Annotated in this window: 19 protein-coding genes; 11 read left to right on the top strand and 8 right to left on the bottom strand. The window is 58.7% G+C overall.

Translation table 11 applies throughout. The features are described 5' to 3' along the window. Nucleotides 1-12: 12 nt before the first annotated feature. A complete protein-coding gene (locus GF108_RS21720) occupies nt 13-1,338 on the bottom strand; it encodes a YeaH/YhbH family protein (protein ID WP_153670404.1) in 1,326 nt (441 codons plus the stop codon). A 21-nt stretch (nt 1,339-1,359) separates the two neighbouring features. Beyond that, nucleotides 1,360-3,309 (bottom strand): PrkA family serine protein kinase, encoded by a 1,950-nt coding sequence (locus tag GF108_RS21715; protein WP_153670403.1) that lies wholly within the window; start codon nt 3,307-3,309, stop codon nt 1,360-1,362. 467 nt (nt 3,310-3,776) lie between these two features. Between GF108_RS21715 and GF108_RS21710 the strand changes: the two genes are divergently transcribed. The 4 genes from GF108_RS21710 to GF108_RS21695 all read left to right on the top strand — a co-directional run bounded on the left by GF108_RS21710 (nt 3,777) and on the right by GF108_RS21695 (nt 8,582). Next, nucleotides 3,777-4,511 (top strand): DeoR/GlpR family DNA-binding transcription regulator, encoded by a 735-nt coding sequence (locus tag GF108_RS21710; protein ID WP_153670402.1) that lies wholly within the window; start codon nt 3,777-3,779, stop codon nt 4,509-4,511. A gap of 254 nt (nt 4,512-4,765) precedes the next feature. Further along, a complete protein-coding gene (gene deoC / locus GF108_RS21705; RefSeq protein WP_246664085.1) occupies nt 4,766-5,695 on the top strand; it encodes a deoxyribose-phosphate aldolase in 930 nt (309 codons plus the stop codon). Between the two features lie 4 nt (nt 5,696-5,699). Next, a complete protein-coding gene (locus GF108_RS21700; RefSeq protein ID WP_153670401.1) occupies nt 5,700-8,084 on the top strand; it encodes an aldehyde dehydrogenase family protein in 2,385 nt (794 codons plus the stop codon). Nucleotides 8,085-8,126: 42 nt separating this feature from the next. Then, nucleotides 8,127-8,582 carry an RbsD/FucU family protein gene (locus GF108_RS21695; RefSeq protein WP_153670400.1) on the top strand — a complete coding sequence of 152 codons (456 nt, stop codon included), beginning with the start codon at nt 8,127-8,129 and terminating at the stop codon, nt 8,580-8,582. Between the two features lie 54 nt (nt 8,583-8,636). On the opposite strand, the gene GF108_RS21690 is transcribed toward GF108_RS21695, so the two are convergent. Further along, the gene (locus tag GF108_RS21690) at nt 8,637-9,296 is read right to left on the bottom strand and encodes a peroxiredoxin (RefSeq protein WP_027232933.1); all 660 of its coding nucleotides are present in this window, start codon (nt 9,294-9,296) and stop codon (nt 8,637-8,639) included. 276 nt (nt 9,297-9,572) lie between these two features. Here GF108_RS21690 and GF108_RS21685 point away from each other — a divergent pair, with 276 nt between their 5' ends. Beyond that, nucleotides 9,573-9,851, top strand: coding sequence for a HigA family addiction module antitoxin (locus GF108_RS21685; protein WP_172982703.1), 279 nt, complete (start codon nt 9,573-9,575; stop codon nt 9,849-9,851). Nucleotides 9,852-9,875: 24 nt separating this feature from the next. On the opposite strand, the gene GF108_RS21680 is transcribed toward GF108_RS21685, so the two are convergent. Further along, nucleotides 9,876-10,097 (bottom strand): cysteine rich repeat-containing protein, encoded by a 222-nt coding sequence (locus tag GF108_RS21680; RefSeq protein WP_153670398.1) that lies wholly within the window; start codon nt 10,095-10,097, stop codon nt 9,876-9,878. A gap of 213 nt (nt 10,098-10,310) precedes the next feature. Here GF108_RS21680 and GF108_RS21675 point away from each other — a divergent pair, with 213 nt between their 5' ends. The 3 genes from GF108_RS21675 (at nt 10,311) to GF108_RS21665 (ending at nt 15,733) form a co-directional block, all read left to right on the top strand. Then, nucleotides 10,311-11,471, top strand: a complete 1,161-nt coding sequence (locus GF108_RS21675) for an efflux RND transporter periplasmic adaptor subunit (RefSeq protein WP_153670397.1) — start codon at nt 10,311-10,313, stop codon at nt 11,469-11,471. Continuing rightward, entirely contained in the window at nt 11,468-14,617 is a 3,150-nt protein-coding gene (locus GF108_RS21670; RefSeq protein ID WP_153670396.1) for an efflux RND transporter permease subunit, read from the top strand. Before GF108_RS21675 ends, GF108_RS21670 begins: the two co-directional genes overlap by 4 nt. Nucleotides 14,618-14,722: 105 nt before the next feature. Beyond that, a complete protein-coding gene (locus GF108_RS21665; RefSeq protein WP_153670395.1) occupies nt 14,723-15,733 on the top strand; it encodes a FecR domain-containing protein in 1,011 nt (336 codons plus the stop codon). 24 nt (nt 15,734-15,757) lie between these two features. Here the strand turns inward: GF108_RS21665 and GF108_RS21660 are convergent, their stop codons facing one another. Both GF108_RS21660 and GF108_RS21655 read right to left on the bottom strand, forming a co-directional pair. Next, a complete protein-coding gene (locus GF108_RS21660; RefSeq protein WP_153670394.1) occupies nt 15,758-17,929 on the bottom strand; it encodes a CHASE2 domain-containing protein in 2,172 nt (723 codons plus the stop codon). 270 nt (nt 17,930-18,199) lie between these two features. Continuing rightward, entirely contained in the window at nt 18,200-19,267 is a 1,068-nt protein-coding gene (locus GF108_RS21655; RefSeq protein ID WP_153670393.1) for a diguanylate cyclase domain-containing protein, read from the bottom strand. A 307-nt stretch (nt 19,268-19,574) separates the two neighbouring features. Between GF108_RS21655 and GF108_RS21650 the strand changes: the two genes are divergently transcribed. Continuing rightward, nucleotides 19,575-20,204: a hypothetical protein gene (locus GF108_RS21650; RefSeq protein ID WP_027232928.1), complete on the top strand. Its 630-nt coding sequence runs from the start codon at nt 19,575-19,577 to the stop codon at nt 20,202-20,204. Here GF108_RS21650 and GF108_RS21645 read toward each other — a convergent pair whose 3' ends face one another. Further along, nucleotides 20,205-22,706, bottom strand: coding sequence for an EAL domain-containing protein (locus GF108_RS21645; protein WP_172982702.1), 2,502 nt, complete (start codon nt 22,704-22,706; stop codon nt 20,205-20,207). A gap of 174 nt (nt 22,707-22,880) precedes the next feature. Between GF108_RS21645 and GF108_RS21640 the strand changes: the two genes are divergently transcribed. Then, entirely contained in the window at nt 22,881-23,117 is a 237-nt protein-coding gene (locus tag GF108_RS21640) for a hypothetical protein (protein WP_153670391.1), read from the top strand. A gap of 4 nt (nt 23,118-23,121) precedes the next feature. On the opposite strand, the gene GF108_RS21635 is transcribed toward GF108_RS21640, so the two are convergent. Further along, nucleotides 23,122-23,718: a transglycosylase SLT domain-containing protein gene (locus GF108_RS21635; protein ID WP_153670390.1), complete on the bottom strand. Its 597-nt coding sequence runs from the start codon at nt 23,716-23,718 to the stop codon at nt 23,122-23,124. Between the two features lie 189 nt (nt 23,719-23,907). On the opposite strand from GF108_RS21635, the gene GF108_RS21630 reads away from it, so the two are divergent. After that, a complete protein-coding gene (locus GF108_RS21630; RefSeq protein WP_210386118.1) occupies nt 23,908-26,355 on the top strand; it encodes a patatin-like phospholipase family protein in 2,448 nt (815 codons plus the stop codon). Nucleotides 26,356-26,555: the final 200 nt, after the last annotated feature.

The raw sequence follows: 26,555 nt of genomic DNA, 5'->3' as shown, positions 1-26,555 counted from the left end.
CTATGACCCCGCTCAGCCGTTCTTGGCGGAAGATGGTTGCTTGGCGAAGAGCTGGCGGAACACCGGGTAGATGTCGCCTGGCTTGGCTATTCGCGTCATCTGGAAGTTTCGCCAATTTTCCCCGACCTGTCGATAGGAACGCCACAGCGAGGTGCCATTGTCGGTCGAGCGGAATATGGCGCTCTCGCGTTCGTCCAGAATCTCGACATAGGCATAATACTGGCAAAGCTTCATGATCTCCTTGTTCAACAGATTGACGCAATGTTCGGAATCGCCCGCGAGGTTGTCGCCGTCCGAAGCCTGGGCGGCATATATATTCCAATCCTGGCTGGGGTAGCGCTCAAGGATGATGCGTTGCATTTCCTCGAGCGCGGTCGATACGACCGTACCGCCGCTTTGGGTGCTGCGAAAGAACGTCTCTTCATCGACTTCGTGCGCCTGATGCGTATGGCGGATGAATACGATGTCGATGCGCTCGTAACGCCTTTTCAAAAAGAGGTGGAGAAGCACGAAGAAGCGCTTTGCCAGATCCTTCTCGCGCTCGCCCATGGAACCTGAAACATCCATGAGGCAGAACATTACAGCGCTTGCATTCGGCAAGGGCTGCGGCTCGAAGCGATTGAAACGAATATCGACCGGATCGATATATCCAACTACTTTGCGGCGGCGCTCGAGACGTTCCAGTTCGATGCGCATTTTCGCAAGGCGCTCTAAGGCAGCGCTGCCGGGCTTCGGGTGCTTTGCTTCGAGTTCCTCGATTTCCTTGGCGATTGCTTCGACCTGGGCAAGCTTGGGACGCTGCAGTGCAATGCGGCGGCCAAAACTGTTGCGCATGGTTCGCCCGACATTGATGTTGGTCGGGGCGCCGGCAATGGTAAAACCAGCACGGCGCGAGCGAAAGGTAACGGCCTCCTTGAGACTGGACTTGATCATGTCCGGAAGTTCGAGGTCTTCGAAAAACAGATCGAGGACCTCCTCGCGCGACAGCACGAACTGGAAATCATCCTCCATGTCGCCTTCGGATGCAGCGCCCTTGCCCGCACCCGTGCCGCCGCCCTGACCGGGCTTGGCAAGGCGGTCACCGGCGGTGAACTCCTTGTTGCCGGGCAGGACGTGTTCGCGCCTGCCGCTGCTTCGATCCGCCTGAAAGCTTGGCTCGCTGGTGCCGTCCAGGGGAAAGGGGACGCTGTGGCCCGCATCCACATCGACGATCTTGCCCGACTTTATCTTCTCATGGACGACGCGCTTCAGCTCTCCGCGCGCGCGGCGCAGAAAGCGTTGTCGATTGCTCAGGCTCTTGTCCTTGGGGTTAAGGCGGCGATCGATGAAGCTCGGCATGCAAGCACCTTTCTTCGGCGATCACCCCGCCTTGTTCACGCGCATGTACCAATCCACCAGTCGACGAACCTGTCGTTCCGTATAACCCCGCTCGACCATGCGCTGGACGAACTCCGTATGCTGCTTCTCGGTGGCGCCATCCTTCTTCGAACCGAAGCTGATGACCGGCAGCAGATCCTCGACCTGGCCAAACATGCGCTTCTCGATGACTTCGCGCAACTTTTCGTAGCTGGTCCAGGACGGGTTGCGGCCATTATTTTTGGCCTTGGCACGGAGGGTGAACTTCACGACCTCGTTGCGGAAGTCCTTGGGATTGGCGATGCCGGCCGGTTTTTCGATTTGCGACAACTCACCGTCGAGAATGCCTCGATTGAGAATCTGACCGGTATCGGGATCCTTGTAGTCCTGGTCCTCGATCCATGCATCGGCGTAGGCGATATAACGGTCGAAGAGGTTCTGGCCGTATTCGCTATAGGATTCGAGATAGGCCTTCTGTATCTCGTGGCCGATGAACTCGGCATAACGGGATGCGAGTTCGGATTTGATGAAATCGAGGTAGCTGGATTCGATCTCCTGCGGGAACTGCTCGCGCTTGACCGACTGTTCGAGCACATACATCAAGTGCACGGGGTCAGCCGCAACCTGCTTGGTGTCGTAGTTGAACGTTTCCGAGAGGACCTTAAAGGCAAAGCGCGTGCTGATGCCGTTCATGCCTTCATCGACGCCTGCGGCGTCACGGTACTCTTGCACCGATTTCGCCTTGGGATCGGATTCACGCAGGTTCTCGCCGTCATAGACACGCATCTTGGTGTACAGCGGGGAATTTTCGTGCTCCGCAAGCCGGGTCGAAACCGTGAAGCGGCTGAGAATTTCCAGCACTTCCGGTGCGCAGGGATTGTTGACGAGTTCGCTCTCACGCAGCAGCTTTTCGTAGATCTGCTTCTCTTCCGTCACCCGCACGCAATAGGGCACCTTGACGACAGACATGCGGTCGAGGAAGGCTTCGTTGTTCTTGTTGTTCTTGAACTGGAGCCATTCGGATTCGTTCGAGTGGGCAAGAATGATCCCCTGGAACGGGAAGGCGCCGAAATTCTCGGTGCCGTTGTAATTCCCTTCCTGTGTCGCGGTCAGCAGCGGATGCAGGACCTTGATCGGCGCCTTGAACATTTCGACGAACTCGAGCATTCCCTGCGTGGTCCGGTTAAGGCCGCCGCTATAGGAGTAAGCGTCGGGGTCGGCCTGGCTGAAATTCTCGAGCTGGCGGATATCCACCTTGCCGACGAGCGAGGAAACGTCCTGGTTGTTCTCGTCGCCAGGTTCGGTCTTGGCGATGCCAATCTGGCGCAGCCGCGACGGAGCAAGCTTGACGACACTGAACTTGGAGATGTCACCGGCAAATTCGTCGAGCCGTTTCGCCGCCCAAGGCGAGATCAGGCCGTTGAGGCGTCTGCGGGCAATGCCGTATTTGTCTTCGAGGAGGCCAGCCATGCGGTCAGGCTGGAACAGGCCGAGCGGCGATTCGAAGATGGGGCTTATGTGGTTGCCGGCCTTGAGGGTGTAGATGGGGCGGCGCTCCATCAATTGCTTCAGCCGTTCCGCAAGTGAAGACTTACCACCGCCAACGGGGCCGAGCAGATAAAGTATCTGCTTACGCTCTTCGAGACCCTGCGCGGCGTAGCGGAAATAACCGACAATGCGTTCGATCGTATCTTCCATGCCGTAGAAATCGGCAAAGGCCGGATAGATCTTGATGGTGCGATTGAGATAGATGCGGCCTAGGCGTTCATCGGTACTGGTATCGACCAGGGTCGGCTCACCGATGGCATCGACCATACGTTCAGAAGCAGTGGCAAACATCTTTGGATCGTTGCGGCAGGCCAGCAGATACTCTTGCAGGCTCATCTCTTCCTGCTTTTCGCTGCTGTAGATCTCTGAGAAGAGACTGAATACGTCAGATGCCTGCGTTGTCATTTCCAACCTCCAGCCGCATGCAAGTTCGAAGGAACTTGAGCTGAAGGGGCCGCCCCTCCGCTCAGAGGATTGCATGCCGTATGGTTACACTGTCAGGTGAGTCGCTCCACTGTGCAAGACACTAATTGTTGTTATCTTGTGTAGATGCAATTTAGGCACATAGTTGTGTCTGCAATGAGGTGAGGATCACCTTTCGTCGTCTGTCCTTCACCAAAGATGTAAGTAGTCTCTCTGGCAAATTGTATAGGTAACGACAAAGAATCTGCGTCACTATGTCAGAAAAGTGGAGCAACGGCGGTCAAGCTGTGCCGATGGTACCATAAGCCAGCGACTATGACGGCGGGAGAACTCCTTCGCTTTTCTGCACGAGGAACATAGTTATGCGGCTTCGTTGCGGTTCATTGCTCCTTGAACGGGATCTGTTATGTTTTTAACAGTTGTCACAATGTTTGAGGGGACGAAACGCAATGGTAAGCCGCAAGGCACGGCGGATAGCAGACCTTTCGGGAGCGCTCCGGGCGCGGCGGGTATTGCGTCTCAAGGATGCAGCCCTGCTGCTCAACGTTTCGGAAATGACCGTCCGCCGCGACGTTGCTGAAAATCCCGACCAGTTCGGCTACCTTGGCGGCCATATCGTTCCGGCTGGCGATTTCTGGAACGACAGTCCTTACGATTTGTCGCAGGCGGTGGACACCCATGCCGCCGCCAAGGTGAAGGCCTGCGCTCTTGCCGCCAGATATATTCGCCCCGACGATACGATCTTTATCGATTGCGGCACGACGCTGCTCAGCCTCATCGACCATGTTCCCGCCGACTACCGGATCACCGCCATCTGTTATGCGCTTAATGTCGCCGAGCGGCTGACGCGGCGCCCGAACATCAGCCTGGTGATGCTGGGCGGACTTTATTACGCTTCGTCCGCGTCGTTTTCCGGCGATTCCGGCCTTGAAACCCTCTCCAAGCTCGGCATCAATACTGCTTTCATTTCGGCCGCCGGACTGGATATGAACCGGGGCGCGTCTTGCGCGCATTTTCATGAAGCGCCGGTCAAGCAAAGAGCGATCGAGTTCGCGGAAATGAGCCTGCTTGTCGCCGACAGCAGCAAAATGGGCAAGGTCAAGCCCGTTCTGTTTGCGCCCGTTGCGGCCTTTCAGGCGATCATCACCGAGGAAGGCGAGATCGACGTGCCTAAAGCCCCTTGACGCGATGGTCATTTTGAAGGAAAAATAACAAAAACTGATATTATTCTAACAATGATGGCGAAGGCCGGAGCGAATGTTCTGGTCTGTTGGCGCCAAGCGCCTATGCTAGACTCGCATTCGCTGGAGGACGTTTTCTCGTGGAAAAAGCCCGGATTATCACTGCATCAGGCGATGGCGGGGTTGTGACAGCCGGTTCCCCGCCAACGAGGCTGGTGGACCACGCCAGGACGAATGGCTGGCCGCGCAATCCCGGCATGGAACTCGACCTTTCCTGGGTGCTTGACGCGCGGGTCAACCTTTCCGCCGTCGAGCGCCGTGTCGCAAGCCTTCCCGGAAGGCGTACGGTCAAGAAGGACGCCCAGGCAGCGTGGCTGTTGAAGGCGGTCACCTGTATCGATCTGACGACGCTCAATGGCGACGACACGACCGAACGTGTCAAACGGCTGTGCGCCAAGGCTATGCACCCGGTACGGCAGGACATTCTCGACGCTTTGGGCATGGGCAAGCGGTCGATCACCACCGGAGCCATCTGCGTCTACCATCGCTTCGTAGCGACGGCGGTGGAAGCCCTCGGTGATTCCGGCATTCCCGTCGCCGCGGTCTCGACCGGCTTTCCGGCGGGGCTTAGTCCGCACCATCTCAAGGTGAAGGAGATCGAAGCGTCGGTTGCCGACGGTGCAAAAGAGATCGATATCGTCATCACCCGCGAACATGTGCTGACCGGCAACTGGACCGCACTCTATGCGGAGATGCAGGACTATCGCAGGGCCTGCGGCGATGCGCACGTGAAGGCGATCCTCGCCACCGGCGACCTCAAGACCTTGCGCAATGTGGCGCGTGCCTCGCTCGTCTGCATGATGGCGGGTGCCGATTTCATCAAGACATCGACCGGCAAGGAAGGTGTGAACGCGACGCTTGCTGTTACGCTGGTGATGCTGCGCATGATCCGTGCCTATGAGGAGCGCACGGGGTTCAAAATAGGCTACAAGCCGGCTGGCGGCATTTCTGCGGCAAAGGACGTGCTGAATTATCAGTTCCTCATGAAGGAAGAACTTGGCCGGGAGTGGCTCGAGCCCGATCTCTTCCGCATCGGCGCATCGAGCCTTCTTGCCGACATCGAGCGGCAATTGGAACATCACGTTACGGGCGCCTATTCCGCGCTCAACAGACATCCGATCGGATAATGCCATGACTGTCGCGACCTATTTTGACGAAATGTCCTACGGCCCCGCACCCGAAGCCGATACCGAAGCCCGCGATTGGCTGGCTCGCCACAAGTCGAGTTTTGGCCACTTCATCAACGGCGCCTTCGTGCCTTCAACGTCGGGGAAGACCTTCGACACGTTCGAGCCCGCCACCGGCAAGCTCCTTGCCAGACTCGCTATAGGTGGCAAGGCGGATGTCGACAAGGCGGTCGGCGCAGCCCGTAAGGCGCAAGTTTCCTGGGCAAGACTGCCCGGTCACCTTCGTGCTCGCCACCTCTACGCGCTTGCCCGGATGATCCAGCGGCACGCCCGCCTGATCGCAGTGGTCGAAGCCATCGACAACGGCAAGCCGATCCGCGAGACGCGCGATATCGATGTGCCGCTCGCCGCTCGCCACTTCTATCATCATGCGGGATGGGCGCAGATCCAAGACACTGAATTTGCGGATCACGTTCCGGTTGGCGTCGTCGGCCAGATCATTCCCTGGAACTTCCCCTTTCTCATGCTCGCATGGAAGATTGCCCCCGCCCTGGCGCTCGGCAACACGGTTGTCCTGAAGCCAGCGGAATTTACCTCGCTGACCGCCTTGCTTTTCGCGGAGCTGGCAGCGGCGGCCGGCCTTCCGGCTGGCGTTCTCAATATTGTCACCGGCGAGGGTGAAACCGGTGCGCTGATCGTCGATCATGGCGACATCGACAAGATTGCCTTCACCGGATCGACGGAAGTCGGCCGCATCATTCGCGAGCGCACGGCGGGCAGCGGCAAATCGCTTACCCTCGAACTTGGCGGCAAGTCACCCTTCATCGTCTTCGATGATGCCGACGTCGATGGTGCGGTCGAAGGTGTCGTCGATGCGATCTGGTTCAACCAGGGTCAGGTATGCTGTGCCGGATCGAGGCTTCTCGTCCAGGAGGGTATTGCCAGGCTTTTCCATGATCGACTGAAGCGCCGCATGCAGACGCTGCGGGTCGGTCTGCCGCTAGACAAGGCGATAGACATGGGCGCCATCGTTGCGCCAGTGCAACTCAGCCGCATTGAAGCGCTGGTGAAGAAGGGGCTTGCCGAAGGCGCAGAACTGCACCAGGCGCAGATCGAAATGCCGAAGGGTGGAAGTTTCTACCCGCCGACGCTTCTGAGCGGCGTGCAACCCACCTCGATCGTCGCGACGGAAGAGATTTTTGGGCCGGTTGCCGTGTCCATGACGTTTCGCACGCCCGAGGAAGCGGTCCAACTCGCCAATCATTCGCGCTATGGTCTTTCCGCCAGCGTGTGGAGCGAAACGATCGGCCTTGCGCTCAACGTCGCGGCCAAGCTTGCGGCCGGCGTCGTCTGGGTCAATGCGACGAACCTGTTCGATGCCGCGGTCGGTTTTGGCGGCAAGCGCGAATCCGGCTTTGGACGTGAGGGCGGGCGCGAAGGCTGTTACGAATATCTGAAGCCTAAGGTGTGGATCGGCCGCAAGGCGCGCGTTCTACCCAACCTGCCCGAACTCAAACCTGTGGCTGGGGATTTTTCCGCGCCGGCGATCGACCGGACGGCCAAGCTCTTCATCGGCGGCAAGCAGGCGCGGCCCGACGGCAATTATTCGCGCGCCGTGATCTCGCCCAAAGGCAAGGTGATCGGAGAGGTCGGCGACGGCAACCGCAAGGACATCCGCAACGCCGTTGTTGCCGCGCAGGCGGCTTCCGCCTGGTCGAGCGCGACGACGCACAATCGCGCGCAGATCCTCTATTACATCGCCGAAAACCTTTCCGGACGCGCCGACGAATTTGCCGCGCGGATTGCTGCCATGACCGGGGCTTCCGCAGCGGCGGCGAGGGCGGAGGTCGACGCCTCTATCGCACGGCTCTTTACCTATGGTGCGTGGGCGGACAAGTTCGAGGGCGCGGTGCACGTTCCGCCCCTGCGGGGTGTGGCCTTGGCAATGCCGGAACCATTGGGCGTAGCTGGTGTAGTGTGCCCGCCTGAAGCTCCGCTACTCGGCCTTGTCAGCCTTGTTGCGCCACTTGTCGCCATGGGCAACCGCGTGGTTGCGGTGCCGAGTGAGGCCTACCCCCTTGCCGCGACCGATTTCTACTCGATCATCGAGACGTCGGATGTGCCAGCGGGTGTCATCAACATCGTGACTGGATCCTCAATCGAACTCGCCAAGACCCTTGCCGCGCACAACGATGTCGATGCTGTTTGGGCGTTTGGCAGCGATGAACTATCTGCCACGGTCGAGAAACTGTCCGTCGGCAACCTCAAGCGGACCTTCGTCGATTACGGCAAGGCCACCGATTGGAACGACCGCGCCGCCGCCGAAGGCACGCTTTTCCTGCGCCGCGCCGTCGATGTAAAGAATATCTGGATTCCTTACGGCGAATAGGAATAGTCAGAGATCAAGGCCCTGCAACTCTGGAGGAATTTCATGCTCAAGAATATCGACCCGGCGCTCAATGCGGACGTTCTCCACGCGTTGCGGTCCATGGGTCACGCCGACACGCTGGTGATTTCAGATACAAACTTTCCCTCCGACGCCATCGCTCGGCAAACGACGTTGGGCAAGCTCCTGCGTATAGACAATGTTTCCGCTGCTCGTGCGATAAAGGCTATTTTGTCGGTGATGCCGCTGGATACGCCGATTCAGCCGTCGGTCGGTCGCATGGAAGTCATGGGCGCGCCGGGCGAAGTGCCGCCGGTCCAGCGTGAAGTGCAAGCTGAGGTCGATGCGGCGGAAGGCAAGGCCTCGCCCATGTACGGCATTGAGCGCTTTGCGTTCTACGAGGAAGCAAAGAAGGCCTATTGCGTTATTACCACCGGAGAGACCCGCTTTTACGGGTGCTTTATGCTCACCAAGGGTGTCATTCCGCCCGAGGCAGCCTGACAAGCAATCGCCGCCGGCGCGAAGGCACTTATGAACTCTTTGCCCAGGAGTATTTTAAGCCTGTGGCTGCTTTGTCTTGCGCAGGTAGGGCAGAACGCGTTCGAACTCGCCGAAGCGCTCCTTCGCCTCTTCGTCCGAAACGGCGGCCGTGATGATCACGTCTTCTCCCTGTTGCCACTGCGCCGGCGTCGCCACCTTGTGCTTGGCCGTGAGCTGAATACTGTCGATGGCGCGCAGGATCTCGTCGAAGTTCCGGCCGGTCGTCATCGGATAGGTAATCGTCAGTTTGATCTTTTTGTCCGGTCCGATCACGAATACCGAGCGCACGGTTGCATTGTCTGCGGGCGTGCGGCCTTCGGATGTATCGCCAGCTTCAGCCGGCAACATGTCGTAGAGCTTCGCGACCTTGAGCTCCTTATCGCCGATCAACGGATAGTCGACCTCGTGGCCCGTCGCCGACTTGATGTCAGCCTTCCACTTGGCGTGGCTTTCGACAGGATCGACGGAAATGCCGATGATCTTGGCGTTGCGCTTGGCAAATTCGGGAGCAAGGCCAGCCATGTAACCGAGTTCGGTGGTGCAGACCGGCGTAAAATTCTTCGGATGGCTGAACAGCACGGCATAGCTGTCCTTGATCCAGTCATGAAAATGGATCTCGCCCTGCGTCGTGTCAGCGGTAAAATCCGGTGCAGTATCATTGATACGTAGGCCCATTTTAGTTCTCCCAGTCCGATGACGATTGAAACCAACGCGATTGCTTACAGGCGATGCGTGGCCAAGCGTTGGATTGAAGCGAAATCTAGCACGGCCCATTGGCGCTGAACAATCACCGGCTCCAATATCTTTGGTATGGGTTCGGCAAGTAGGGTCACGCGTTATTGATCGGCAACGTCGAACTGCCGCTTTCGCGCCACGATTTTTTCACTCGCCTGACATGCGGCGCAACTATGATTCGAGGCACAAGTGATGCGAGACAGATCGGCAAGCAAGATGAACACATCAGCAAATCGATGGACGCCGCATTGGGCAATTCACCCGGGCCAGCATCTCCTTGAGTGCATCCAATCCCGCGGCCTGTCCGTGGAAGACTTTGCCGACCGGACGGATCTGCCCGCAACCACGCTCGATGCCATCATCGCCGGACGGCATCCCATAACCTACGACATCGCCCTTAGGATCGAACGCTCCTTCGGCATCATGCCGGACTTCTGGTTCCTTTTGCAGTCCAAATGGCACCGCCAGCAGGAAACCATGAAGACGCCTGCATAAGGTGGTCGCTCCTCGATCGTTGTCCTATTTGGCGGCGTGCGCCTCGACGACCTTCTTGCAGGCCGGCGAGAGTTGGTCCAACTGCTTTGCCAGGCACCCGAAAATACGCCCGCCACCCGGCGCTACGCCGCTACAGTATTTCTGATAGTCGGGCATGCATGCTTCCCGCTCGGCAGTTGTCTGTGCCGCTGCCATGCCGCCGGAAAGTCCAATGCCGATCGCAAGTAAACCAAAGACCAACCGCATCACAACCTCCCAAAATATGCCGCTGAAGATCTATCCTCCGATTGCGGAATAACGTAGCATCCGACTGGATTTCCCTGCAACCAACGTCAATCGGGGAGTTTGATGGCAGGTCTATTGGGGTTGCATGCCGGCAGGCGCGAAGACAATGCGTATCGCCCGCAAAGACAGCTGGGCGGAGACCCAAACTCAATATTTGCGGCCATTTTGAGAGCCATGCCCCGCAAGAGAATGGTCCTCTCCGCTGCTTTGCTTACCGGCGCTTTCGTACTCGCCGCTTGCAGCGAACAGAACACCTACGAGCCGCCACCGCCGCCAAAAGTTGATGTGGCCCTGCCGGTCAAGCAAAATGTGACGCCCTATCTTGAAACCACGGGCACCACGGCCTCCATCAATTCGACGGCTCTGGTTGCCCGCGTTCAGGGGTTCATCCAATCGATCAACTACCGGGATGGCGATGCGGTCAAGGCGGGTACGGTGCTTTTTGTCATCGAACCGGAGCCTTACCAGCTGGCTCTCGATCAAGCGAACGCTGCCAAGGCTTCGGCCGATGCGGCGCTAAAGCAATCCCAAGCAGAATTTGAGCGCCAGAAAGCCCTCGTCGCCAAGACCTTCGCCACGCAGCAGGATCTCGAAAAAGCCGAAGCCGCCCGTGACGCCAATATTGCCGCCCAGCAGCAGGCGACAGCCAGCATTCAGCAGGCCGAACTCAATCTGAGCTATACGCAGGTCAAGGCGCCCTTCGATGGTGTTGTCACTGCGCGGCTCGTTTCGGTGGGCGAACTTGTTGGCCCCAATAATGTATCGACCCTCGCCAGCATCGTGCAGTTCAACCCGATTTATGTCGACTTCAACGTCAGCGAAAAGGAGGTCTTGCGTGTTCGGGCGACGATGCAGAAGCGCGGAGTGACGACGCAGGACCTGAAGAAGATACCAGTCGAGATCGGCCTGCAAACCGAGAAAGGCTACCCTCACGTCGGAGCCCTCGACTACGCCGCTCCGATAATAACGGCGAATACCGGCCAGCTTGCCGTCCGCGGTGTGTTTGACAACGAAAATCGGCAGTTGCTGCCAGGGTATTTCGTGCGCGTGCGCGTGCCGCTTTTCGAGGAGCCGGACAGGCTGCTCGTACCCGACCGCGCCGTCGGCAGCGATCAAAGCGGGCGCTATGTGCTCATTGCAGGCAAGGACGATATCGTGGAACAGCGCACGGTTCAGCTCGGCCAGCTTGTCGGCGAGTTGCGTGTCGTCAGTTCCGGCGTCACCGCCGATGACCGTGTCGTTGTCTCCGGCCTGCTGACGGCCATTCCCGGCCAGAAGATCGAACCGCATATGACTGTTCTCACCGCCACTGCTGCTGACGGCGTGACGCAATGATCTCCAAATTTTTCATCGAGCGTCCGGTACTTGCCAATGTCATCGCCATTCTCATGGTGGTCATCGGTTTCGTGTCGCTCTACCGGCTGCCGATTGCGCAATATCCCAACGTCGTGCCGCCAACTGTGCAAGTGACGACCCGCTATCCCGGCGCGAGCGCCCGTACCCTGATCGATACGGTGGCGCTGCCCATCGAACAGCAGGTCAACGGCGTCGAGGGCATGCTCTACATGCAGTCCTATTCCGCGTCCGATGGCAGCTATACGCTGACGGTCACCTTTGCGATCGGCACCGATCTCGATGCGGCGCAGGTTCTGGTGCAGAACCGGGTTTCGGCGGCGCTTGCCGCTCTGCCGCAGTCGGTGCAGGTACAGGGTGTAAACGTCCAGAAGAAATCGACGTCGATCCTTGAAATTGTAACCCTCACGTCGCCTGACGATCGCTTCGACAGTCTCTATCTCAGCAACTATGCCACGATCCGGCTTAAGGACGAGCTCGCGCGTGTCCCCGGTGTCGGCAATGTCAGCGTCTTCGGTGCGGGCCAGTACTCCATGCGCATCTGGCTCGACGCCAACAAGATGCGGGCACGCAGCCTGACCGCGCAGGATGTCATCCAGGCGCTGCAACAGCAAAGCACGCAGGTGACCGCAGGGCAGGTCGGCATCCCGCCGGTGCCGGCGGACCAGTCGTTTCAATATACGATAAATGTTGAAAGCCGCCTCAGCGATCCCGAGCAGTTCGGCGCGGTGATCGTAAAGACCGGCACCAACGGGGACTTCACCCGCGTTCGCGATATCGGCCGCGTCGAACTCGGCGCGCAGACCTATGGTCAGTATTTCAAGCTCGACGGCAAGCAGGCGGCGGGCCTTGCAATCTTTCTGTCGCCCGGTGCGAACGCACTGAACGTCGCCAAGCTTGTCAGCGATCGCATGAAGGCGCTCGCCGCCGAATTCCCGCAAGGCGTCACCTATTCGATACCGTTCGATACCACCACGTTCGTCAGCCAGGCGATCAACGAGGTCTACAAGACGCTGTTTGAGGCGGCGCTGCTGGTGCTGATCGTCATTCTCGTCTTTCTACAGGATTGGCGCGCCATGCTCGTGCCGGCGACGACCGTTCCGGTGACGATCATCGGCGCCTTCGCGGCGATGGCGGCCATGGGATTTTCCGTCAACCTGTCGACACTGTTCGCGATCGTGCTTGCCATCGGCATTGTGGTCGATGACGCCATCGTGGTTGTGGAAGGCGCTGCCCACAATATCGAGCAGGGCATGTCGGGGCACGATGCGGTGATCAGTGCCATGGATCTGCTGTTCGGACCGATTGTCGGCATTACCCTCGTCCTGATGGCCGTGTTCCTGCCCGCTTCGTTCCTGCCAGGCATCACCGGACAGATCTTCTCGCAGTTCGCGCTGGTTATCGCGGCGACGGCGTTGATCAGCGCGATCAATGCCGTAACCCTCAAGCCGACCCAATGCGCCCTGTGGCTGCGGCCGACCGTGCCGATGGAAAAGCGCAATGTGTTCTATCGCGGCTTCAATGCCGTCTATCAGCGCGTCGAAAACGCCTATATCCGGCTGATCGGATCAATGGTCAGCCGTGCCGGTCTCATGGCAATCATCGCCTTGGCGATCATCGGCGCGGCGGGTTACGGCCTGACGCGCGCCTCGACGAGCTTCCTGCCCATCGAGGACCAGGGCTATCTGCTGGCAGCGGTCCAGCTTCCTGATGGCGCGGCGCTGGGGCGGACGCAAAAGGTCCTGGAGGATGTCGGCAAGCTCGCCAAGGAAACGCCAGGGGTGAAGCAAGTCATCACCATTGCCGGCATGTCCGCGCTTGACAATAGTTCCACCCTCGCCAATGCCGGCCTCGCCTACATTATGCTCAACGATTGGAGCCAGCGCGGGAAGGGTGAAGACCTTGGATCGCTCTACCAAAAGCTGAATGCAAGCCTCGCCGCCAATTCCGAGGCCCGCATCATCGTGCTGCCGCCACCGCCGATCCAGGGCATCGGCAATGCGGGCGGCTTTACGATGCAGGTCGAAGTCCGTGACGGGAGCTTCGATCTCGCAAAATTGCAGAGCGTGACGAATACCATGGTCGCTGCTGCGGAAGCGCAATCCGGCATCCAGCGTGCAAGCGCGCCGTTCCGGGCGACCGTGCCGCAATACGATGTCCAGATCAATCGCGAGAAGGTGGAGACGCTGCTGCTCACCGCCGATCAGGTGTTCGATACGCTCGCGAGCTATCTCGGCTCCAGCTATGTCGATCAGTTCAACAAATTCGGCCGTGTCTTCCAGATCTATGTCCAGGGCGATGCACAGTTCCGCCTGGCGCCAGACGACATCAACAATCTCACCGTGCGCAACAAGAATGGCGACATGATACCGCTCGGCACAGTCCTGACCATTACGCCAAGCGTCGGTCCTTCCCTGATCAGCCTCTATAATCTTTATCCGTCCGCCTCCATCACGGGCGTTCCCGAAGCCAATTTTTCCTCGGGACAGGCAATGAGCCTTATGGAACAGATTGCCGAGAAGACCATGCCGCCGGGCTTCGGTTTCGATTGGACCGCGCTCTCATTCCAGGAAAAGATTGTCGGCAACCAGATGTATCTCGTCTTCGCGCTTGCCCTACTTTTGGTGTATCTCGTTCTAGCCGGCCAATATGAGAGCTGGATCGCGCCGGTATCCGTCCTGCTCGCGGCCCCGATGTCGCTCGTCGGACCGGTTGGAGTACTGCTTGGCGCGAACACGCCCATCAATCTCTACGTTCAGATCGGCTTGATCCTTCTCATCGCGCTTTCCGCTAAAAATGCCATCCTGATTGTCGAAATGGCGCGGGAATTGCGGGCCTCAGGGAAATCGATTACAGAATCCGCAATCGAAGCGGCGAGGTCCCGCTTCCGGCCTATCCTCATGACATCGTTTGCCTTTATCCTCGGCGTGGCGCCGCTCGTCGTGGCAACGGGCGCCGGCGCCAGTGCGCGCAAATCGATCGGCATCACCGTCTTCAGCGGCATGATCGCTTCGACCTGCCTTGCAGTGCTGTTCGTGCCATCATTCTTCGTCATTATGCAGCGTTTCGAGGAGTGGCGCTCAGCGCGCAAGCAGCCAGCCAAGGCGCCGATGGCCGAAGCCAAATAGTGGGCGAAAAGCGCGTTCGCCCAAACATCTGACTTAACCCAAAGGGATGACACGACTCTTGACGGGGTGACATGGTAACCTTCCGCCTTTGGTGAAGGGGGTGCCATGACGTGGATGCGTGGTGCCGCGATCGTGGCGTTGAGCCTCTCGCTGTTTAGCCCGAGGCCTCTTATTGCTGCTGAAGCAATTGGCGAAGCGGTCCGGATTAAGACCGAAGTAACCGGCGCGGGCGGGACGTTGGCCGTTACCGATCCTGTGCATCGCAACGAGAAGATCAGCACGTCCCCGGACGGCCTCGGCCAGTTCGTGTTCAAGGACGGCACCAAACTTGCGGTTGGGTGGGGCTCTTCCGTTACCCTCGACAAATTCGTCTTCGACGATTCCGACACCGTCAAGAGGCTCTCCATCAAGGCCGCAAAAGGGACATTCCGCTGGATCAGCGGCAGCTCGAAATCGTCCGCTTATGAGATACTCACGCCCGCCGGCACGATTGGCGTTCGCGGTACGGCGTTCGACTTCTATATCGATCGCGACGGCACCACTGCCGTCGTGCTGCTTAGCGGTGCTGTCGGATTTTGCGGCCCGGGTGGATGCCGGCAACTGACAAAGCGTTGCGACTGCGTTGTCGCGAAACCCAATGGCCGAATGACGAACCCCGGCCGCGTCAACCAGAGCATCTTCAAGACGCTTGGCAATAACCGCGCCCTGCCATTCCTCTCCGGCAATCAGCAACTTTCGACCGGCTTCGGACGATTTGTAACCGGTTGCGGGCTTTCCAAGGCTGTGTCGGATCCTGCCCAGACCGCACCCGAAAGAAACCGGCCCGAGCGACCGGCGCCGGCGGCTCCCGCTCCACCGGCGCCGACACCGGTGGCACAGAACGACCCGGACCCGCCGGCACCGCCGAGTCCACCTGCTGCTCCGACCCCGCAGGCAGAACCGCCTGATACGCCAACCGTGCCGGATAAGCCGGACGAACCCGACAAGCCCGATAAGCCTGACAAGGGGCATCATCACGGCAAACATGATCGCCATGACCATGACCGCGACGACGATCATGACGGCGATCGCAGGGGCCGTGGCGGCTGGGATGGTGGCGGGCGACACCAACGTTAGTTGGACTGTTCTCGCCGGCACCGGTTATCTCGAATGGCCGTTGCCCTTGCGCTTCGGCTCATCGAGATAATGTTGGGACCTGCGTGTTATGCGGCCGTAGAATTCCGGCAGCCCAACGCCCAAATCCGCAGCTTTCGACTTGGCGGCATTGACCATTCTGCGGCTGGTTGTCGACTGCGCGCGCATTGCCGCGATAAGTTGCCGGTGAATGGTCTGCAATTCGGCGAATTTCGCCGACGTCGAGACTTGTTCATTACCGACCACGGCAAAGAGTTTCGTCCGCGTGCTCTTGCCCTTTAGCGCAAGGTCGCCGACCTCCAGCAATGCGTAGTCTGGCAGGAGACGCGCGGTGTTGTTGGACACGAGAATATCGAAGCCCACATCCTTGCACGACGATTCGATACGCGCCGCGACATTGACGGCATCGCCGACCGCCGAATAATTGAAACGTGCCTCGGCCCCCATATTGCCGACGCAGGCGATGCCGGTGTGAATGCCGATGCCGATGCCTACGGGTTGTCCCTCGCCGAATCCAAACGCGTCGCGGGCGTTGAGCTTAACGAGTGTCTCGCGCATGCCAAGCGCCGCGTGCACTGCCTTGCGGCCATGGTCGGCGACATCGACGGGTGCATTCCAGAACGCCATGATCGAGTCGCCGATGAACTTGTCGAGCGTTCCCTCATTGGCAATGACATGCTGGCTCAAGGCATCGAGAAGCGTATTCAGGAAGCCGACGAGAGCGGTCGGTTCGAGTCGCTCGCTGATTTCGGTAAAATTCCGCACATCGACGAACATGACGGTGAGTTCGCGATCATCGCCGCCAAGCTGCAAGGCATTGCGCGTGTGCTCGATGCGATAAAGCAGTGAAGGCGAAAGATAGTGACCGAAGGCCTTGCGAACCTCCCGCCGTTCCCGATCAGTCACCAGAAAGCGGAATGCCGTCGCCCCGAAATGGGTGACCGACCAGCCGACGATTGGGGCGAGAGGGTCAAACAGCAGTCCAGCATAGTAGAAGGCGAGCCAGGATGCGGCAAGGCCGAGCGCGGTGATCAGCAAGCCGCAAGCGAGTGCGAAGGCCGGACTGATGAAGGTTGTGACAAGGACAAGGAAGGTACCACCGACGGCGACGGCAAGGATCTCGAGGCCGTTGGCCCAATCCGGACGTGACAGGAATTTGCCGGATAGAATCTGTTCGACCGTCTGCGCATGCAGCGAAACGCCCGGAACATTCTGTCCGAGCGCGGTGGCGCGAATATCCTGCAACCCCGCCGCTGATGTTCCAACGAAGACGATACTGCCTTCGATGGCGGAGGCGAGTTCGGGCGAGTTGCCTTCAGCACCGAGTACGCGCCGAGCCGAGATATAACGTTCGGCTCGGTCGGGGGTAACATAGAGCCACAATTCACCGGCGGCGGTGACGGGTACTGCAAACTCGCCGATCTTCACCTGTGTTATCGTATCGGGCACGTCGGGCGCATCGGCGAGAACATAGGTCGAAGCGCCCTGTGCGACGCGAAGCGCCTCGATAGCAAGGTTGGGGTAAAGCTGCTCGCCGTCGCTCAGAAACAGCGGAACCGTCCGCACGACCGATGTGGAACTGCCGGGATTGAGGCTGATATGGCCAAGGCCGGCGGCGTTTGCCTCAAGTTGCGGTCGCAGCGGCGTCGCCGACTTGATACGCGGCGGGGCGCCGAATGGACTTTCCCCGGTAAACGCAAATCCCGCCTTTACGGGCGGGCGGTAGTTTCCTTCGTTCGACAGCCCAAAGCCCAACACGACGGGCTTTCCCAGAACGGCGTTGGCAAAAATCGCATCATTGTCGGGAAACTTTTCAAGGAGCGCGGGATCGATACCCTTGACGTCGCGAACCACGTTGCTCGGAGACAGGCGATCCGGCTCGGCAAAAAGAATATCGAAGGCGATGGCCGAGGCGCCGAGGTCGTTCAGCTTGTCGACAAGGGCAGCGATCCGGTCGCGCGGCCAGGGCCATTGTCCGTATTCGAGCAGTGAGGCCTCATCGATATCGATCACCCTCACCGGCATGGGTTCGAAGGCGCGCGGCAGGATGCGTTGATATTCATCGAAGGTGACGTCGCGGGCAAGCTTCAGGATGGGTGGATCACCGGCCCGGAGGATGGTGAGCACCGCCACGAAGGCAAGGCCGATAATTACCCCCAATTGCTGCGCGCGTGTCATGACCGCATTTGCCAGCCCTCCCTGGCAACGCATCGACGGCAATTGCGCTGTCGCCCCTTGTACCGCCAGGAAATGGCATGCTGCCCGTTTCTTTGGCTCTATGCAATCGCTTCAACCCACTGGGATGGGCGCGCTCTTGTCCCGCCGAGCGTTCAACTATGGAGGCGACGGTCAGCGGGTGTCGTGTCATTTCGATACCGGTCCCGTGGCCGGCCGAGTACCCTTACTCTTTACGGCGAAAAGTATGCGTTAGACCCAAATGAATGCCGATCACGCGCTGAGATCGTGCGGCGGTTCGAACCGTTGGAACCGGTTGCGTCCAGCAGCCTTTGCCGCGTAGAGCGCGATATCTGCCCGCTTAAACACGTCCGATGGCAAGCCCGCATCGACGACGGCGATGCCGACCGAGGCCCCCAGTCGCAGCGTCCTGCCATCATGCTCGATCGGCTGGCTCAGCGCTTCAACGATAATGCGTGCAAGGTCCTCGGGCGCATCCCTGCCTTGCGATGGCTTTGTAAGAACGGCGAACTCGTCGCCGCCGATACGTGCGACGATCTCAGCGGCGCGGCAAGCGTGTGCGAGGCGGTGCGCCACCTCCTTCAGACAATCGTCGCCGACCGCGTGTCCAAGCGTGTCATTGACTTTCTTGAAACCGTCGAGATCGATCAGGAGCAACGCTCCCGCATAAATCATCTCCCCATGCTGCTTGCACATCTGCGCAAGTTTCGCTTGGAATTGGGTCCGGTTGGCAAGGCCGGTCATCGGATCGTATTCGGCGAGATAGCGGGTCTGATCGAGGAGCAGCTTTTGCTCGGTGATGTCCTGCTTCATGCCAAAGATGCGCACGGGCTCGTTGTCGGAGCATTCCACGGTAGCGGTAATGCGCATCCAGCGGCGATTGCCCTTTGCCGTGACGATTTCGGCTTCCATGGTGAATCCGCTATGCTCTTCGACGGCGCGGCTGCGGCGCCGAATGAGTTCGCGCGCGGATTCCGCAGAATAGAAGGACATGATATCGTTGCGATCGAGCGGCGAGCCCCGTGGCAGATCGAAGATATCGTAGACGACGTCGGTCCAGCGCAACGTTTCATCGGGAAGGCTACACTCCCAGATGCCGATCCTGGCTGCCGCCGCCGATTGATCGAAGATTCTTTGGCTGTGAGCGAGCGCGGCTGCCTGCTGGCGGATGCGCGACTCCATGGCATCAAGCTCTGCCTTTATGCGCGACGCGGTTTCGGCATCATCGCGCCGACCAAGGGACGCGATCATTTCGGCTACCAGATCGGCAAGTCGGCGTGTCTTCGCGCTGGATACACTGCGCGCAGGCGTATTTGACATGTTGAGCTCAATTTGAAACTGCGAGTGCGGCACACGCAACAGTTGCGTAATAGCGATTAAGACTTTCTATATGAAGGCGGCTACGGTCATGGTTGCCTTGCGCTTTGTGATCGCTACGGTAAATGAATTGATCGGCATGGTTAGGATCAAAGAATCTATCAAGGTGCCACGGTGCACCTATGGGTTGAATTTTTCACTCTAAAGTTGAATTGTGTTATTGGGCACCCTTATATTAGAGCGGTTTCAATTGCCAAAAACTGTACTGCGATAAACACTGTTCGAAGCTTTTGTGGGGTAGGAAAACTCATTGACCAAACGCATAGACGCCAAGCTCAAGGTCATTCTATTGGGCGGATCATCCAATGTGGGCAAATCAACCATTGGGGATGTGCTTGCGGGCAAGCTCGGCTGGCGCTGCGTTTCAACCGACAGCCTCGCCAAACATCCAGGCAGGCCGTGGCCAAAGCGGAAGGAAAAGGTTCCGAATCACGTTTCGGAACATTACCTCAATTTGCAAGCCGACGAATTACTCGAGTCTGTGATCCTTCATCACAGGCGCATGTCGCCGCTCGTTGCGGAATTCATCTGGTCGATACTAAAGGGCGCCAATGACGAGAGAACCGTGCTCGAAGGCTCCGCTCTCTGGCCGTTTATTACCGCGGGTCACCGCCTGAAGGAAATCGGCGCGGTGTGGCTAACGGCTAGCGCGGAAACGTTGAGGTCGCGCATCCATGAAAGCAGCGGTTACCAGAATGCCGACGAACGAAGCCGCGCGATGATTGCAAGTTTTCTTGAGCGAACCATCCTCTTCGACCAGAAGACCACCGAACTTGTCAGGGAGCATGGCTGCAGGGTGCTCGATACGGATCAGTTCGCAACGACCGACGACATTGTTGGAGAGATTATCAGTCAGTTCCCTTCCCAATCGAAGCGATAGCTACGAGTTTGCTTCCCGGACGTCGAGATCCTGCAGCAAGTTTCCGAGCGGTTGCGGGCGGTGGAAGAGGAAGCCCTGTCCAAAGCCGATGCCGAGCGAGCGCAAGATACCGACGGCACCGGTGTCTTCGATGTGCTCGGCAACCACATCGACCCCGAGTTCGCGCGCAACGCTGCCGATCGAGCGGACGACCGCTTGATTGAGCCGGCTGTTTGATAGCTTTTCGATGAATGCACCATCGATCTTGATGCTGTCGACATCGAAGTGGTGCAGATAGCCGAAGGAACTGAGGCCCGCGCCAAAATCGTCGAGACTGATGCGGCAGCCGGCGGCCCGGGCTTCCTTGACGAAATTTTCGGCCGCCTCGTAATTGTTGACGGCCGTCGTTTCCGTGATTTCGAAGATCAGGCGCGAGGGGGAGACGTTTGTACGCTCCGTGGTCGTCTTGATGAACGACCACAGAGTCGGATCGCTGATCGTGTTGGCTGAAAGGTTGAGCGCGATCGCAACCTTATCGGTAGCCATCAGCCTCTCGCCATATTGCTCCAGCGTGTGTTCGATGATCCAGCGGTCAACGATTCCCATCAGGCCGAAGCGCTCCGCGGCCGGGATGAACTCAGCCGGGGCAATCAGTGTGCCGTCCGGAGCGCGCATGCGCGACAGGATTTCGATATAGACCGTATTTTCGGTCGTATCGGAAATCTCCCTGATCTCCTGGCCGTAGATTTCCAGCCGCCCTTCCGCCAGCGCCTCGAGAATGCCCGATGCAGCCTGGACGCTTGCGAGGTTCTCCTTCGCCGCGCCAGTGTTTTCATCGTAAATCGCTGTGCGGTTGCGCCCTTCCGCCTTGGCGGCATAGCAGGCAGCGTCGGCCCGCGCGACTGCCTCGTTAAGAGTGAGGTTGGGGTCGTCGAGAAATGCGATACCGACGCTGGCGCCGATTTCCTGCAGTTTCCCGTCCCATTCGAGGCGCACCTTGCGGATCTCTTCAATCAGGCGCTCGGCTATTGCCTTTGTGTCCTCGGGATTGGCCGACGGCAGGACCGCGGCGAACTCATCGCCGCCCAGGCGGCCGATGACAGCGTCGTGCGGGAGCACGCTGTTCATGCTCGCAGTTGCAAGCTTCAGCAGCGCATCGCCAGCGGCGTGGCCGAGCGTGTCGTTCACCATCTTGAAACGATCAAGGTCGATGTAGAGCAGGGCGTGTCGCCGGTCAGGACTGGCAAGTATCGAGGCGGTGGCCACTTCGAATGCACGCCGATTGAGAAGCCCGGTCAAGGTATCGTGGGTCGCCGCGTGCGAGAGTTCACGTTGCAAATTGCGGGCGTTGGTTACGTCCTGAACGACGAGCACCGAGCCGGTGACCGCGCCGGCTGTATTGAAAATCGGTGACGCTAGGTCACGTATTGAGCGGCGTTCGCCATCGCTTCGGACGACAACCGCGTTTTCGACGCGATCGACCGTCGACCTGTTCTCCATCGCTCGCATCGTCGACGACGTCAAAACATGTTCGCTCACTTCGTCAACGAGGCGAAGGGCGCCGCTCACGGGGGCGCCGATCAGTTCGCTCGCAGATCGCAGCAACAGCCGTTCAGCGGCAGGGTTGGCAAAGGTGATGATGTCGTCGACATTCGTTGTCAGCACCGCGTCGCCGATCGATTGCAGTGTGACGCGATAAAGGTCCTTCTCGCGCGCCAGTGCCTCGGCGCTGTGCACCTGCTCGGTAATATCCCAGATGCTGCCCATCAGCATCTCCGGCATGCCTTCGCGCTTAACGAGGCGGGCAAGAGCATATACGTGGCGCACCTCGCCATCGGGCTTGACGATGCGATAGCTCGTCTTCATGGGAATGCCGGTCTTGAAGGTCGCCTCGACCGCCTGTTCCGCAATGGCGGCGTCTTCCGGATGCAGGAGATGGTGCCAGGTGGCGCGGGGGACCTCGTCGGTGCCCGACCCGATACCGAATATTTCGCGCATCCGCCGGTCCCAAAGCACTGTTTCGGTCTCGATATTGAAATGCCACAGGCCAATCTGGCCCGCGTCCAGCGCCAGTTCGACGCGCTGGTTCAACAGCGCCAGCTGATGTTCGGCATTCTTCTGATCGGTAATATCCGTCTGAACGCCTATCATGCGGGTGGGCTTTCCATCCGCATCCCACTCAACCACGCGGCCGCGATCGAGCACCCAGACCCAATGGCCGTCCTTGTGGCGCAGCCGGAACTCCGTTTCGATCTGCGGAATTTCGCCGGCAATATGCCGTTGTCCACTCTCGATGGCGCGCTGCTTGTCGTCCGGGTGGATAAGCGTCAGCCAAAGATCGCCGCTGTCGCCAAGTTCGTCCTCCCGATAGCCGAGCATCCTTTTCCATGTGGAGGAATAGTAGCACTGGCCGGTGACAAGATTGGAATCCCATACGCCCAGACCCGCCGATTCCAGGGCGAAACTCCAGCGATTTGCCTCGGCGCTGTCGGCAGACTGATTGGGCCTTGTATGGAGGCGCATGTTACGTACATCGGTCATGGCGGGAAGCTAGCATGGAAAGCAGGAAAATACAGTTAATGCCACCATACATCCTTTAGTCTATGTGCGATGCACAAAAACCCTTATTGCAATGCAGCAAAATTGGGCTATCGTGGACTGTACTGGGAGGAGCAAATCGTTGCTGAGGGTGACAACATGCTCCAAATCGTAATCCTGATCTGCGCGACCAGTCTTTCGCCAGCCGAATGCCAGACCAACACGGCTCTCGATGTGATCATCGGCCCGCAGGCAAACAATCCCATGATGTGCGGATTGCAGGGCCAGGCCTACATCGCAAGAACTGCCATCGTCGGGCGGTCCCCGAACGAATATGTAAAGATCCGCTGCTCGCCGCCAAAATCCAGGAAGGAGGCGGCGATCGAGCGCCTTTAGGGTTCTATTGCTGGCCGCAGGCCTGCATCTGCGCGCCGTAACTATAGGCCATCTCCGCCGTGCTGCGCGCGACCTTTTGCATATTTGCATTGGTCTTCCAGTCGCCCCGGGCAAAGGCGCTGTGGCCGAAATAGTAGGCGAGATAGAGGTGATAGGCATCGTTGAGCTCGATGCCGTTCGTCTCGTGGCTTTGATTGTGGTACCAGCCGACGAAATTCACGGCATCGGCAAAATTATTCCTGTCGGCCATGAACTTTCCGGTCTCGTTCTTGTACCGCGCCCAGGTGCCGTCGAGTGCCTGCGAATAGCCATAGGCGCTTGACGGTCTTTTCCAGGGAATGAAACCCAGAAGCTTGGTGCGGGGTGGGCGCGAATAGGCGTTATATCCGGATTCCTTGCGGATCGTCGCCATCAGGATCGGAACCGGCACACCATATTCCCGCTCGGTCTTCTTGGCCGCATCGTACCAATTGTCAAACCAGCCGTCCTTCTGGTCGAAGACGGAGCAGACATCGTTGATGCGGCTCGGCGCGGTCGCGCAACCGGCAAAGATGAGCAACAAGCCAATTGCCGCCGATGGAAAAAGGATGGTTCGCCGCATGCCTGTCCTATACGGCGCAAAGGTTAAGAGTTTTTTGCCATGAGGCCCCAAGCTTTGGCGCAGATGGCCGGGGCTGAACAGAACCGCTTCTATTTACTTGGGAAACGCTTTAGGATGGCGGCCGGGAACTTCGATATCTGCCTGCACATGATGATCTGACATCTTGAATGAAGTCGGAGGCGTGAATTGGTGCTTTCGTTCTTTGATATTTTCCGGAACGAACTCGATGTTGTGAATTACCGCCGACGCACCATCCAGGATGGAGCGGTCGCACGCGCAAGATCGCTTACCCGCCGGGGCAGTACCGACCTGTTTCTTCCCGATGTCGAAGTGCCATTTGCGGAAAATCCGCATTTCCTCACCCCGCGCATTGATGCTGCTCTCGCCGAGAGCGAGGTTCCCGGGCGAGAGACAACCCGGACTGTCCCCGGAAGCAATCTTGTCGGCCTTGCGCTTTCCGGCGGCGGCATACGTTCCGCTTCCTTTTCGCTTGGAGTGCTCCAGGGTCTCGACTCCCTGTCGAAGCACAATGAGCCCCGGGTGATCGATGCCATCGACTACGTTTCTGCAGTATCGGGCGGCGGTTACATCGGCACGTCGCTTGTTGCCGGGTTAATGCAGGAAAATGCAACCTTCCCCTTCGACAGCCGCCTTGATGAACAGGAAGCGCCCGAGACGCAGCATCTGCGCGACTATTCGAACTTTCTCGCTGCCAATGGCGGTATTGACTATCTCGTCAGCTTCGCGCTGATTTTGCGAGGGATACTCGTCAACGCCGTCATCGTTTTGCCGGTGCTGCTGCTCCTTGCGGTCCTGACCGTGGCAATTTACCCGCGACCTGACCTCTACAAGTCTTTCACGTTGACGCTGATACTGGCCGGTCTCACAGCGGTCTTCATGGTGGCAAGCGCCATCTACATATCCTTCAGGCCAGGCACCCTGCGATCGAGGGAGATCCTCGGGCAGGGCATCGGCTTGCTCGTGGTCCTCGTTCTGGTCGCGGCTTTGTTCCAGGCCCAGCCCTATATCCTTGCAGCAATCATGTCGCGCGCTGGTGGTCCTGCGAATATGGATATGACCTGGCTTTCACGGCTGTTTGCGCTGCTGACATCCGTCGCCACGGTGCTCATTGCCGCATCCCAGAAGCTCGCCAATGTCGCGAAGGCGTCAATAGGGGAGGCGACGTGGACTGCCAGTCTCAAAAAATATGCGAGCCGCATTGCCCTCTATGTGGCGGCAATCATCGTCCCGCTTTTGCTTTGGCTGGTTTATATCGGCTTGAGTTACTGGGCGATCCAGAACTATTCCGGCAATCGCTGCGCCGCCGGCACGGCCGACTGGATGCGATGGCTCACTCTGTGTGATTTTAGCTCGCTGGCAATCTATCTCGTGGTCGCGCTGGCAATTGTAGTGGTCACCCTCTTCATCGGGCCCAACGCAAACTCGCTGCACAAGCTCTACCGTGACCGCCTGAGCCGGGCTTTCCTGTTCGAGCGGGCGCAGATGGGCACCCACAATGCGCCAAGCGATGTCGATACCTGGAAGTTTTCATCGTTGAAACCGCGCGCCGAAGCGACGGGAGCCTGGCTGCCGTCGGCCGCTTATGCGCCATATCTTCTGACAAATACAGCGATCAATCTCGAAGCGTCCGAAGACCTGAACAAGCGCGGGCGCAACGGCGACACCTTTATCTTCAGCCCGTTGCATGTCGGCAGCTGGTGGACGGGATATGTCCCGACGACGCGGATGGAAGCCATCGTGCCCGACTTGAGCCTGGCCACGGCAATGGCAGTCTCGGGTGCCGCCGCCTCGGCGAATATGGGCCGAAATACCATCAAGGTCCTGACATTCAGCTTGTCGCTCCTCAATATCCGCCTTGGATATTGGCTGGCAAATCCGGCGCGGCTCGACGACTTTCATTCCTGGCGCAATCGCTGGAAGGCTAAACTCGGCACCTGGTTCTTTGCCATGGAGACCCTCGGAAAGCTCAACGAGAAGCGCCTCAACGTCTATCTGACCGACGGCGGGCACATCGAGAATCTCGGCATCTATGAACTGCTGCGCCGACGCTGCAAAGTCATTGTTGCGGTTGACGCTGAAGCGGACCCCAACATGACCTTCTCCGCCCTGGTCAACCTCGAGGTGATGGCGCGCATCGACCTTGGCATCCGCATCGAACTGCCATGGCAGGCACTGCAGTCCAGCGCAACCGGCGTCACGGCGACGGCGCTCTATGGCCCGAACGGACTTCCCGGCAAGCTTGGGCCGCATGCTGTGATCGGTCAGATACGCTACGATGACGGCCAAGGCATCCTTATCTATATAAAGGCCTCGCTGAGCGGTGACGAGAACGATTATGTTCTCGACTACAAGCGCCATAACCCAGCCTTTCCACACGAAACGACGGTCGATCAATTTTTCAGCGAGGAGCAATTCGAGGCATATAGGTCGCTCGGCTTTCATGCCACGCGAGGATTGTTTGCCGGCGACGATGATTTTGCCAAGCCGCGATCGCCTTCGGCCGAATGGGAAGCGGAGGTTTCATCCGCCCTCCAATTGCTCAACATTCCCTACGACATGCGAACTGCGATCCTTGGGCACATTGCCGAACAGCGAAATCGCGAGGGCGAGGGATAACGCGTCAACGAAGTTGTGCGGCCTCCAAAAATTGGGCTAATCCCTATGGGTGAGAAACGCCTAAGTTCATCCGAAGAGATTGCAAGTCATTCAAAGAATGCTATGATCCGTAAAGGGTTTCTGCTCGATAAAAGACAGCATTTATTGACAGTCGTGTAAGACAAGTTCTGCCGAAAATACGAACTGTAATGTAAAGTCAT

This window comes from Phyllobacterium sp. SYP-B3895, from assembly GCF_009647635.1.
Lineage (GTDB): Bacteria > Pseudomonadota > Alphaproteobacteria > Rhizobiales > Rhizobiaceae > Phyllobacterium > Phyllobacterium pellucidum.
Note: the sequence above shows the minus strand (reverse complement) of the source record. Positions and strands in the feature narration are given on the sequence as shown.